The sequence below is a fragment of the Salipiger sp. HF18 genome, from assembly GCF_011806505.1.
In the GTDB taxonomy this organism is placed as follows: domain Bacteria; phylum Pseudomonadota; class Alphaproteobacteria; order Rhodobacterales; family Rhodobacteraceae; genus Salipiger; species Salipiger thiooxidans.
The window spans coordinates 19,083-30,356 of record NZ_JAATOS010000020.1 but is presented as its reverse complement, the minus strand read 5'-3'; the positions used below and the strand labels follow the sequence as shown (position 1 = coordinate 30,356).

The window sequence follows — 11,274 nt, the reverse complement described above, 5'->3', positions numbered from 1 at the left end:
GGTTCGGACCGCGGCCCGGAGGAAAGGCGGAAGAGCTCATGCGTCTGTGTCCTTGTGGCGGGAGAAGGTCTCAGCCATGGCCCGACACCGTTCCGTCGACCATCCTCAGGTGCGGGCCGGACAGCATCACGGTTTCCAGTAGCCGGCTGTCCTCGGCAAAGAACGCCTGCACCTCCGAGCGGAGCTCGGGCGCAAGGCTGTCCCGGTCGGTCGCGACCGGCGCCGCCACCGACTTGATCGCCCGGCCGACGCCAAGCCCGCCACGAATGCCAAGGCGCCGCTTGAGACGGAAAAGCACGGCCGAGGCCTGCAGGACGATCGGAAAGCGGATGGTCTTGCGCAGGTTCTGCGCGGTGAAATCGACCCCCTCCTGCACCTCGATGCCCAGAAAGGCGCAAAGCGTCTCCCAGACGGTGTCGATGTCGGCGCGCAGGGTCGCCATCTCGATGACGATGATACGCTCGCGGGGGATGACGTCCAGCGCATCCGTGACCTGACGGCCGACCGAGGCACGCTGGTCGTAGACCAGACGGCGGGCATCGCTGCAGGTCACGGGCACTCGCTTGCCGGCGCGACGGTCATCGCGGGCCTGCCAGGCCTCCTCGAAGCTCGCGATGTTCTCGAAGCCCATGAGGCGCACCTGCTGGTGCATCGAGAAGGCGAGGTCGGCCTGGTCGCGCACCATGACGATGTAGCGGGCATCGGGGTTTTCCGCGGCGATCCGCGCCACGGTTTCGGGCACCGCGAGATAGTTCGGGGTCGCCTCGCAGCGGTAGCGGGCGCCGGGCTTGTGGGCCATGCTCTCGCAATAGGCCTCGGCGGACATACCGGGAGAACCGGCATAGGGACCGTAATAATTGGTCTCCTTGGGCTGCGAGACCGCCACCTCGGGGTGCTGCTGCAGGTAGGCCGCCATCGAGGTGGTGCCGCATTTCGGCGCCCCGAGGATGAACAGGTTCGGACCGCGGCCCGGAGGAAAGGCGGAAGAGCTCATGCGTCTGTGTCCTTGCTGTCCATGTCCGCAAACGACGTCACCGGGAAGATCATCCCGATCACGCTGACGTCGGGGGCCTTGATGCGCCGGATCAGGACCCAGAGGGTGGCGTTCCAGAAGATCACCTGCAGCGTCACCGCCCAGGCCGCCCCGATCACCCCGAACAGCAGGATCCCCGCGATCAGCAGCAGGAAGGCCACGATGTTCGACAGGATGATTGCCCGGGAATAGTAGTGCTCGTATCCCGCCGCCTGCAGCATGACCCCGAGCGGCCCTGCGAGGGTGGTCAGCAACGGACCAAGGCTCATGATGATCAGGACATGCCCGCTGTCGGCATAGGCGGGACTGAAGAACGAGAGAATCCAGCCGGCGAAGACGGTGATGAACACGAACACGGCAGCGCTGCTCAGGCCGATCAGCAGGGTGAGCCGGGACAGCTTGTGCTGGATCTCGGTCAGGTTGCCCTTCGCGTGCATGTTCGAAATCGCGTTGATCGAGATCGACCGCGCCGAGAGCAGCGGAATCGTGAGCAGGTTCGCGACCCGCTGGGCGACGAACAGCAGGCCGCTCTCGGCCGGGGCGATCATGAAGCCCACCGCGAGGTGGACGAGGTTGGGATATCCGGTGGTCAGCACGTTCGGCAGCCAGATCAGTCGGGCGGCGCGGGCCGCATCCTCGGGCAGCTTGTAGCGCTTGAACAGCATCCGGAACTGCGGGCGGATCTCCGGATCGATGGCCGCCTGCAGCACCGCAATGGCCATCAGCAGCACGCACATGATCAGGATCGCGAGCGGCGCGTCCACCGGCCATCCCGCCGCCGTCGCGACCATCAGCGCGGCGATCACCAGCACACGCCAGAAAATGTCCCGGGGCACCATGGCCCAGAAGATCTGCCCTTTGCCCCGCATGATGTGCATCTGGTACTCGGCCACCTGGGTCGCCATCAGCAGCAGCGCGGCGAAGGGCAGCAGCAGGATGGTCTCGGTCGACATCTCGGGCCGTGCGACCCTCAGTATCAGCGCCGCGATCACCGACCCGCCGATCGCGAGCAGGCTCATGCGGACGATCGTCGACCAGCCTTCGCGGATCAGCGTCTCGACCACCTCGGGCTGGTTCAGTGCCTCGTAACGGGGGATGAACCTCTGCACCACCTCGCGGCGGGCGAAGGACAGCAGCGGAACCAGCAGCAGCACCGCGCTGAAGGCCATGGAGAACAGGCCGAAGGAATGTTCTCCGAGAAGCCGCGCCAGCGCGGCGAACATCACGAAGGAAATACAGATTCCCGCCATGCGAATGCAGAGGAACAGGAAGGACTTCTTGAACAGGGAGCGGATATTCATCTTGGCAGTTCTGTCAACGGAAGCGGGCCGGAAGAGGGGGAAAACGTCACGAGGAGCGCCGCCCCTGCCATTGGCTGACCTTGTAGCTCACCGCCGCAGGCCAGCCGCGTTCGCGGGCGTAGGCCTGCAGGACACGGAGCGCGTCTCCCGCCTTGGCAAGCTTCAGGGCCATGGCATCGGGGGCACGCCTGGCCGTTGCCCGGGTCGGCGAAATCCCTGCGGCGATCATCTCGTCGAAGCAGATTTCCTCGATCTGGCTGATCTGGCGGTCCGAAAGCGCCGCCTCCCAATCCGCCTTCTGGGCCCGCACGCCGGTGCTGCCGGCGGCCCGCCCCCAGCGTTCCTCGCTGCTGGCGGTGGCAAGCGTGGCGTGATCGTAGTCGAGCCCGAGCCAGTCGCCGATCCGCGCCATCTCGGCTCCGGGATCCGCCGTCAGGGCCTCGAAACTCAGGGTGTGAAGCCGCTCGCGGCCGTGGCGCCCGGCAAAGGCGCGGGTCGCGGCACGGGCATCGCGCCAGATCACCGAGCCCCGCAGCAGGCTGCGCCCCCAGGCGCGATGCATCGACAGCACCGTCGAGCGCGGGTCACGGACCACTTCGATGATCCGGGCGTCGGGCCAGAGCCGGGCGATCAGGTCCAGTTGGAAGACGGTCTCCGGGGTCTTGTCGCCCCAGAAGACGACCTGCTCCTGCCCGTCCTGCTCCGCGATCGCCAGCACCAGCGCGCGGAACGCCTCTGCCGGGGACAGCCCGTCCATCCTTGCTGCCAGCGCAGCCTCGTCCGGCCAGAGTCCACGCCGGCGCATATGCCCGGCAAAGACGCTCCCTGAGACCATCGCGACCAGGTCTTGCGCCGTGGCCCCGGCCTCGGCCCGGGCGATGAAGCCTGGCAGGATCTGGAACTCGTCGGGCGGCAGATAAACCGGTGCGAAGCCCTTGAGCAGGGTCCGGGTGAGCGTGGTGCCGCTGCGCGGGGCGCCGACGACGAAGAGCGGAGTCATGGCGTTCTCTTCCCGTGTCAGGTGTTGCGGCTCGCCGCAGGAGTCCAGGTCTGGTAGGTCTTGCCGCGGAGCGATTCCAGGATCCCCTGCCCGGTGGCAACCAGCGCCAGCAGGATCTCGCCGGCCTTGCGCGCCTTGCGATGCCCGCTCTTCCAGATTCCCCATGCCACAAGGCCGGCAACGAGGCCGATCAGCAGCCCCGCGAAGCCGAGCTCGGACACCAGCCAGAGCAGGGCGCAGACGGCGCTTGCGGCCAGGAAGAAGGGGCTCATCCAGCGCAGCCACTTGTGCGAGACGTATTTGAAGCGATCGAGGCCCCCCATCTTCCGCAGCTTCGGTGCGAGGTGCCGGTGGGTGTTGAAGGCGCGGCAGGCGATACGGCGCTTGCGGCGATACTCGTCACCGCTGTCGGTGGTCAGGCGCTCGTAGGCGATCACGTCAGGGGCCGAAATAACCCGGTAGCCGTCGAACAGCGGGCTGATCGAGGCGGTCAGGTCGTCGAGCAGGTGCGGAGGCACCTCGGGGTAGTCCTTGCGCCGCCGCGCGAAGATCGAGCCGTCCGCCCCCATGGTCGAGCCGGTCCGGCTTTCCAGCGCCTTGATACGCTCCTCAAGGCTCCAGTACTGGTGCCCGATGTCGGCGGTTTCGCTCGTGCCATCCTTGATGTACTGCAGATGCCCCGCCACGGTGCCGATCTCGGGATCCGAGAAATAGTCGCCCAAGCGGTCGATGGCGGTCTCCTCGAGGATGACGTTGGCGTCGGTGAAGATGATCACATCGCCCCGGGCGCGGGCGACAAGCTGGCGCATACCCCAGGCCTTTCCCAGGCGCTCGGTCGCGGGCACGGCCGTCAGCAGCCCGGGCTCGGCCTGCAGCATCTCCAGCGTGCGATCGGTCGACATGTCGGAATAGGCGAGGATCTCGAGATCCGGGTGCCGAGCCTTGAGCGCGCGGAGGTTCGCCAGTTTTTCGGGCAGAGCCGGCTCTTCGTTATAGGCACAGAAAACCAGAGTGAAGCTCGGGCTCTCGCCGGGCACCGGTGTCGCCAGCGGACGTTCCGGAAGCCGCTTCAGGATCATCGGATAGACAAGGAACGGATAGAGAAACAGGAGCAGGAAAAGGATGGCCAAGACGAACAGGATCATACTGTCTTATTCCCGAATTTCTTCAACGTTTGCCATGGGCTTCTGGACTGATGCCACGAGATGCCCCGCATAAGGGTTCTGTCGCATTCTTCCATGACAGCGCGCCGACAGAGAGCCTCTAATTTCATTGTTTTCCCCAAAGGAAAAGACCTCGGACACGGACCATGGCGACTGACAGGCTGGCTGCATCCGGCTCTCCGCCACTCATCGCGAATTCAGGGCAGGGCGCAAGCACCTCGGCAGAAAAAAACAACCTCGTGGCGAGGCCGCCTGTTTTTTCAGCTCACAGGGAGAGCATGAGCACGATCAGGGATGACATGCGTAGCAGGCGTGAATCCGTGAGGAAATCAACCTATGCGGGCACCCGAATCTGCTTCGAGTTCGGTCGGCACGCGCCCGAAAAGCCCAGCTCCGGCACCGAGCAGCATCCAGAGCGGTACGGCGACGACCATGTTGTTCTGCATCAGGAACACTTCCGAGGACGCATGGAAGACAATGAGGAAGACGCAGGACCACATGTAGGCCCTGAGATATTTGTCCTTCCTGCTGTGGACGGTGCGATACCTTTTGGCCACTGCGAGAAAGAGGCCGATCAGAGCGACCAACCCGACGAATCCGGTCTGAAGGAGGATCTGGAGGTAATAGCTGTGCGCCGACAGTGTCGTCTCGATGACGTCACGCGGCAGGGTTCCCGCCCCCCATCCGAACAGGGGTTTCTGCCCGATGAAATAGACGAGGATCGGCCAGATGACCTGCCGTCCGGACTTCGCTGTCCGGCCCGAGTATTCGACGACGAGATCGTCGATGGTATTGATCGAGAACCCGGCGATCCCCGCAGTCATGAACACCATGACAAGCACCAGTGCGACCACGCAGGCCAGTCCGAGCCAGCGCACCAGCACGTGATTGAGATCCAGAAGGATCCAGAAGGCCACGAGGGCAATCAGCCCGGCGAGCTGCATGGCACGCTGATCGAAGACCAGCCCCAGGATCACCACGCCGATGAAAGTCCAGGTGCCGATCCTGCGCGACGGCCTCGCGCTGCCCTGCTGCAGCAGAAGCGACAGAAAGAGCAGGAGGTAGACGATCGTCCCGGAATAGACATTCTTGCCCGCCAGATCGACGCTGACCCCCAGCATCAGCGCCATCACGAGGAAAACGAACACCACCACGATGGCATCCGCACGGTCGCTGTAGCGATGGGCATTTGCATAGAAGACAAAGAACACCGCGGCGCAGGTCATGACCTGCGTGGTAATGATCGCCGCCGCGATCGACGGGTTGAGGATCGTGGATACCGTATAGATGGCGAAGATCGCCACGAACCCGAGGAAGACCGCGAAGGACTCCCGGTTCACCCAGTTCGCCTTGAAGGAGACGACGAAGATATAGAGCGTCGCCGTGAGCAGCAGCAGGTCACCAACCCTGGAGAACCGGGCCGACACGAGGTTGAGCAGCACCACGAAGCACCAGAAGAGGACCAGTGCGGCTCCCTTGCTCAGATACATGTTGACCTCGTGTGTCGCGACGGGACGGCCCGGTACCGGTACAGGAAGACAGCGGCGCCGGCAAATGCCATGTAGGCGGCGGCCCACATCAGGTCGGCCTGCCCAGGAGCTCCTGCCGATCCCTCGGGAAGACGAAGCGCTTGGTCGGGCGGAAGCCCCGCAGCCCCTGGTCCAGCAGGAAAGAGATGATCACCGCCGCAGGAATGGCCAGGAGACTGAGGCCCGCCCCCATCGCCGTATCGTAGCCGAGCGATCTCCCGGCCATGGTCAGGGCGAAGAGAATCGGCTGATGGAACAGGAAGATGCCGAAGGAGGACCGCCCCAGCGCCCGCAGCCAGCCCGGCGCGGTTGCGGCGCGGGTGAGCAGGACGAGGGCCTCGAAGATCAGCGCCGGAAAGACCAGCCCCGCGGCAAGCGCCAGTGGCGTGCGTCCGAAGCGGAAGAAGCCGACATTGACCGTGGTTCCGGCCCAGACGAGCCCGGCAACGACCCCCGCCCCCGCGAGGCAGAGGGCGAGGACGGCGGCGGCGGGAACCCGACCGCCTTCGATCCATCTCGCATAGGTGCGGTGAATCACCATCATCGCCAGCACATAGGGCACCAGCCCCAGCCCCAGGGGCAGCTGTTTCAGGATCTCCGCGGGAACCCGCGTCGACAGGACCCCGATGGCAACGAGGGCAAGAACCACCGCCGGATGGTCTGCGTGGCGCGACAACCCCTGCCAGGCGAGAAGGGTCATGACGAAGGTCGGGACGAACCAGTAGACGCCGCCGGAATAGGCGTCGAGATAGCTGCTGTTGCCCATGACGAGCCCCAGCAGCATCTCCGCAAGGGCGCCCGGGTCGCCGGAAGCCGCCGCCCGCAAGGCCCCGATACCGCCGGCCACCAGGAGATAGGGCACGAAGTAGCGCACCAGCATGTCGCCCCACCGCACGCCGGATCGGGTGGGGCCACGGCGGGACAGCAGCAGGAAGAACCCCTGCACGTGCCAGAAATACAGGAAGGCGACGAAAGCCCCTCCAAGGTCGGTCGCCTTCAGGAACAGGGAATGTCCCACGACGATCGTCAGGATGAGAATGCCCTTGACCGCATTGTCATCCATCCCTGCCGGTTTTCTACTCTGCATCCTGCGCTGACCGCCCATCCCGTTCCCTGACGACGCGACGCTATGACAGGTCGCCCAGAGGGACCAGAGATCAATTGCCCTGCCCTGCCCCGGCCCGAGGTGAAATGCTCATTTCGACGACGCTCTCCCCCGCGAGATCGAACGCTGCCCGCAGAACCTCGAACCGGGTACCATTCTGCGAGACCCTGTCCGCCACGATATTCTGCGGGGCGACGCCGTCGAAGGTCAGAGCCACCCGCGCTTCGTCCAGCACAAACCCGACGCTTCGGGGCGACCCCTGCTGCCAGCTTCCATGGGTCGGAAAGGATTCGACGATCCGCATCGGGCGAGAAAGATCGAATCTGTCACGGATCACGATGCGTCCGCCATCGCCACGATGATATTCCACGGTCCGGTGAAAGGCCTCGAGACCCGGCACGTCATAGGCCGGGGTCATGTCGATGGTGATGGTCTCGCGGTCCGGGTCGGATGACCGGGCCAGCACCGCCGGCGCGATCGTCGTCGCATCGACCTGATACTGCCCGTCGATGACCGGCACCGGATGCCCGAAAGAGCTTTCGACGGGCCGCTCGTAGCGCTGCGGGCCGAAGGACTTCCTGTCGTAATAGGCCGGCCCGCCCGGATCTCCGAGCGGCTGGGTCCCGTCGAGCCCGACGGCAAAGGATCCCACGTCATTGTGGCTGTGGCGCAGGTTCCCCCCGGCCTTGACCGTCAGCGCCAGCCCGCCTGGCTGCTCGGGACGCACCACCAGCACCCCCACGTCCTCGAAATAGCTGACCGGTCCGATGCCCTCTCCCCCAAACCCCGCGCCGGACGCCGGCTGCGCCAGGCCCTCCGCCTCGGAGTGGCCGCGCAGGGCCCGGCCTTCGGTGCCAACGGCGGTCAGCCCGAAGACATGGCGAACGTAGTCGAGAGCCCAGACCCGCGGCGCGTACTGGAAATCCGAGTCTCCGAACGCGGCATAGAGCCGGTTCCCCATGGCAAACCGGAAGGGAAAGAGCGCGGCCTGCCGGGCCTGCGGGTTGTCGAACAGATCGACGCCGCCCTGCGTGGAACTCAGGAGCTGGTCGCGCAGCCGCGCGTAGCTCACAAATCCGTATTGCCAGTAACCGATCCCCTCGTAACCGTAGCCGTCTGCCGAGAAACTCCGCAGGTAGTGGTCCGAGTAACGCTCTGCCGCCGCAGCCAGCAACGCCCGAGTCTCGATGTCGGGCAGGACCGACAATGCCGCCCCCACGATCCCCCCGAGGCAGACCGCGTTCAGGTTGCTGGGCGAGTTCATCCACCAGGGCAGCGGGCCTTCCCCGCGCAGTCCCGCCATTACGGGCCGGACCGCACGCTGCCTGATCGCGGCCATCGCCTCTCGCCGCACCTCCGCGGGCAGCCGGTCGCCGAGGCGGTAAAGCGCATCCGCCATCCGGCTCGCGATTGCCGCGGTCATCAGGTCGACCGTCGGGCTCTCGCCGCGGAAGGCGGTGAGCGCCCGGTCGTTCTGCGGCAGCACCCAGCTTTTCTGGCGGGCGAGACGGATCAGGGTCTCCGATATCCTTGGCAGGTAGCGCCCGTCCCAGCGGAAGCACTCCGCGTCCACCAGCGTGGTCAGATCACGGTGCACCGCCAGCATCATACGCTTGCCGGTGACATTGTCCCCGCGTTCACTGAAGGCAAGGTAATCCGCATCACGCCACTCCGGCAGCGTCTGCGCGAGTGTTCTGTCGGCGCGGCCAAGCACCGCCTTGCGTCCCGCCACCTCCTGCCAGGCGGACCGCGCGGCGCACGGCAAGCCCACACCGGCGGGCGCCTCGGGCAACATCGCGGCGATCTCTGCGATGCGGTCCGCGTGGCTGTCGGAAAATGGCGGGGCCGCCAGCGCCGGTGCCGCAAGGGCCGAGATCAGGGCAAGGGCCGGAACGAACCTGGCGGCGGCGCGGTTCGGTATGGTCATGAGAAGATGGATCATGCGGTCACCAGATGGAACTTCCTGCACCGGACGGGACGTACCACGCCCCCGTTTCCGGCAAGGGTCGCGAGGAGCGGCAGCCGTATCCGGCCGTGTCCCGGTCCATCCACCGCGAATCCCCGGCGCTTGGAAAGCCTCCGGCAAGGCCGCTCACGCCAAAGTGCAATTTTAGCCTGCTGCATTTTTCGCATCTGCCCCGCCCGGACCGCCAAATTATCGGGCGCCCGCCGCTCGCGGAAATCCGCACAAACCCGTGTCGGGACGCGGCATTCTCCCGGAAATTTTCACCTCGCGACAAGGTTCGAAAAAAAATTAAACAATAACAATATCTTAAAACATGATCTCTTCGCCAACCCTCTGACCTTCTTACGGAAGCCCCCCCTTCAGCAGGTGCGTTCCCCAAGCAAGAGAAAGCCTTCATCATAATTTCGCACTTGCAGAAACTAGACAGCAAACAAATGATTAACTAACCCTTGGGGCGAGTAGGCGGGCAGCCAGTGACCGCTAACATATTCCGATTTCGGCAGGTAGCCACTTGTGTTTCCCCAGCTCTGCCGGATCCTCATTTAGGTAGACGATCTCATGACGATGCTAGATGCCGGAAGCCTGAACGATACGACTGTTGTTTTCTCGCAGCGCATGGCCTACCGCCGTGAAGCGCAGAAGTTCTACACCCGCTATACCAAGCGGATTGTCGACATCGCTCTGGCACTGATCCTCCTGCCCGTGCTTGTGCCGGTGATTGCCGCGCTCTGGGCCGTGACGCGTACCGACGGGGGCCCCGGCTTCTTCGGTCACCGCCGCATTGGCAAGAACGGCAAGGTCTTCCGCTGCTGGAAGATCCGCACGATGGTGCCCAACGCCGAGGAACGCCTCGTGGCCTACCTCGCGAACAATCCCGCCGCCGCCGAGGAATGGGCGCGCGATCACAAGCTCACCGACGATCCCCGCATCACGAAACTCGGCCGCTTCCTGCGCGAGACCAGCCTCGACGAGCTGCCGCAGATCTGGAACGTGCTGATGGGCGAGATGAGCTTCGTCGGGCCCCGTCCCGTGGTCCGCGCCGAGATGCGCAAGTACGGCCACGGCCGCACCGCCTATCTCACCATGAAGCCGGGCATCACCGGGCTCTGGCAGGTGTCGGGCCGCAACGACGTGAGCTACGACGAGCGTGTCGCCATGGACATCGAGTACCTGCAGACCGTGTCGCTGCGCACCGACGTCCAGCTGATCGCCAAGACCGCCGGCTCGGTGCTGAACCGCACCGGCCGCTGACGGGCAGTCCCCGGCCGGCGCCCCTGCGGCAGCTCAGGTCGAGAAGAACTGCACCTTGCCAGTCTCGAGAAGGGCCGCCGTCAGGCGGCCCGTTGCATATGCGCCGGTGTCAACCGGAATGCGCCCGTCCTGCGGGCGCGCGCGCTCGGTGATGGTGTGGCCATGCACCACCCAGATGCCGTCCGCACGGGGCACGGTCGCGAAGTCGGGATGCCCCCAGATCAGCGTGCGGCTGCGCTGCAGGTCGACCGGCACGGCCGGATCCGCCCCGGCATGGCAGACGAAGACATTTCCCGTCTGCCAGCTGGTGGGCAGCGCCCGCAACCAGGCCTCGAGCGCCTCCCCCATGCCCTCGCGCAGCCGGTCGCGCGCCTCGATCCAGGCCCCCTGCGGGGCGGTCGCGGCGACACCGGCGATGCCGTAGCTCGCAAGAGTCTGGAGCCCCCCGTGGCGGAACCAGTGGGTTCCCGAGGCCTGCGGATCGTCGAGGAAGTCGAGCAGCATCTGGTCATGGTTGCCGCGCAGGCAGATCATCAGCTCCGGTCCGGCCTCGGTCTGCATGCGATGGATGCGACGCAGCACATCGGCGCTGTGATCGCCCCGATCCACGTAGTCCCCCACCAGGACCAGTTTCGCCGACGGGTGCGCGTAGTCCTCGAGCCGGCCGAGCAGCTTGCCCAGCAGCCCGTCGCAGCCGTGAATGTCTCCAACCGCCAGGAAAGCCTCGGCGGGCCGCATCGGCGCGTCAAAGGCAGGTCTGGCAGGCTGTTTCCGCAGTCTAAATCGCATGCGACATGACTTAAGGCGAAACGTCCGCACAGCCAATATCCGGTTTCCCGGCACGGGCCGGCAGGGAAACGCCCCGGCGGCTGGCGAGAGATGCACAGAATTTGGGCGGATCTTCGAATCGGCGGGAAATCTCTACC

At 65.3% G+C, this 11,274-nt stretch carries 9 protein-coding genes; 1 reads left to right on the top strand and 8 read right to left on the bottom strand.

Going from position 1 to position 11,274, the window contains the following annotated elements:
- Window positions 1-70: 70 nt before the first annotated feature.
- The 7 genes from HC022_RS04365 to HC022_RS04335 form a co-directional block, all read right to left on the bottom strand.
- Window positions 71-994 (bottom strand): sulfotransferase, encoded by a 924-nt coding sequence (locus HC022_RS04365; RefSeq protein ID WP_167451488.1) that lies wholly within the window; start codon window positions 992-994, stop codon window positions 71-73.
- Window positions 991-2,334: a lipopolysaccharide biosynthesis protein gene (locus HC022_RS04360; RefSeq protein ID WP_167451487.1), complete on the bottom strand. Its 1,344-nt coding sequence runs from the start codon at window positions 2,332-2,334 to the stop codon at window positions 991-993. Before HC022_RS04360 ends, HC022_RS04365 begins: the two co-directional genes overlap by 4 nt.
- A 46-nt stretch (window positions 2,335-2,380) precedes the next feature.
- Complete coding sequence (locus tag HC022_RS04355; RefSeq protein WP_167451486.1) at window positions 2,381-3,334, bottom strand: sulfotransferase; 954 nt, start codon at window positions 3,332-3,334, stop codon at window positions 2,381-2,383.
- Window positions 3,335-3,351: 17 nt separating this feature from the next.
- Window positions 3,352-4,479: a glycosyltransferase gene (locus tag HC022_RS04350; RefSeq protein WP_167451485.1), complete on the bottom strand. Its 1,128-nt coding sequence runs from the start codon at window positions 4,477-4,479 to the stop codon at window positions 3,352-3,354.
- Window positions 4,480-4,826: 347 nt separating this feature from the next.
- Window positions 4,827-5,987 (bottom strand): O-antigen ligase, encoded by a 1,161-nt coding sequence (locus HC022_RS04345; protein ID WP_167451484.1) that lies wholly within the window; start codon window positions 5,985-5,987, stop codon window positions 4,827-4,829.
- Window positions 5,988-6,075: 88 nt separating this feature from the next.
- Complete coding sequence (locus HC022_RS04340) at window positions 6,076-7,089, bottom strand: acyltransferase (protein WP_167451483.1); 1,014 nt, start codon at window positions 7,087-7,089, stop codon at window positions 6,076-6,078.
- Window positions 7,090-7,183: 94 nt separating this feature from the next.
- Window positions 7,184-9,073 (bottom strand): heparinase II/III family protein, encoded by a 1,890-nt coding sequence (locus HC022_RS04335; RefSeq protein WP_167451482.1) that lies wholly within the window; start codon window positions 9,071-9,073, stop codon window positions 7,184-7,186.
- Between the two features lie 588 nt (window positions 9,074-9,661).
- On the opposite strand from HC022_RS04335, the gene HC022_RS04330 reads away from it, so the two are divergent.
- On the top strand, window positions 9,662-10,348 hold the full coding sequence (locus HC022_RS04330; RefSeq protein ID WP_167451490.1) for a sugar transferase: 687 nt from the start codon (window positions 9,662-9,664) through the stop codon (window positions 10,346-10,348).
- 33 nt (window positions 10,349-10,381) lie between these two features.
- Here the strand turns inward: HC022_RS04330 and HC022_RS04325 are convergent, their stop codons facing one another.
- The gene (locus HC022_RS04325; RefSeq protein ID WP_254884932.1) at window positions 10,382-11,086 is read right to left on the bottom strand and encodes a metallophosphoesterase; all 705 of its coding nucleotides are present in this window, start codon (window positions 11,084-11,086) and stop codon (window positions 10,382-10,384) included.
- Between the last annotated feature and the right edge of the window lie 188 nt (window positions 11,087-11,274).

Bases quoted from the DNA above. Each gene is read 5' to 3' on its own strand.
- HC022_RS04355 (WP_167451486.1), bottom strand. From the start codon at position 3,334: ATGACTCCGCTCTTCGTCGTCGGCGCCCCGCGCAGCGGCACCACGCTC.
- HC022_RS04360 (WP_167451487.1), bottom strand. From the start codon at position 2,334: ATGAATATCCGCTCCCTGTTCAAGAAGTCCTTCCTGTTCCTCTGCATT.
- HC022_RS04350 (WP_167451485.1), bottom strand. From the start codon at position 4,479: ATGATCCTGTTCGTCTTGGCCATCCTTTTCCTGCTCCTGTTTCTCTAT.
- HC022_RS04325 (WP_254884932.1), bottom strand. From the start codon at position 11,086: ATGCGGCCCGCCGAGGCTTTCCTGGCGGTTGGAGACATTCACGGCTGC.
- HC022_RS04335 (WP_167451482.1), bottom strand. From the start codon at position 9,073: ATGATCCATCTTCTCATGACCATACCGAACCGCGCCGCCGCCAGGTTC.
- HC022_RS04340 (WP_167451483.1), bottom strand. From the start codon at position 7,089: ATGGATGACAATGCGGTCAAGGGCATTCTCATCCTGACGATCGTCGTG.
- HC022_RS04345 (WP_167451484.1), bottom strand. From the start codon at position 5,987: ATGTATCTGAGCAAGGGAGCCGCACTGGTCCTCTTCTGGTGCTTCGTG.
- HC022_RS04330 (WP_167451490.1), top strand. From the start codon at position 9,662: ATGCTAGATGCCGGAAGCCTGAACGATACGACTGTTGTTTTCTCGCAG.
- HC022_RS04365 (WP_167451488.1), bottom strand. From the start codon at position 994: ATGAGCTCTTCCGCCTTTCCTCCGGGCCGCGGTCCGAACCTGTTCATC.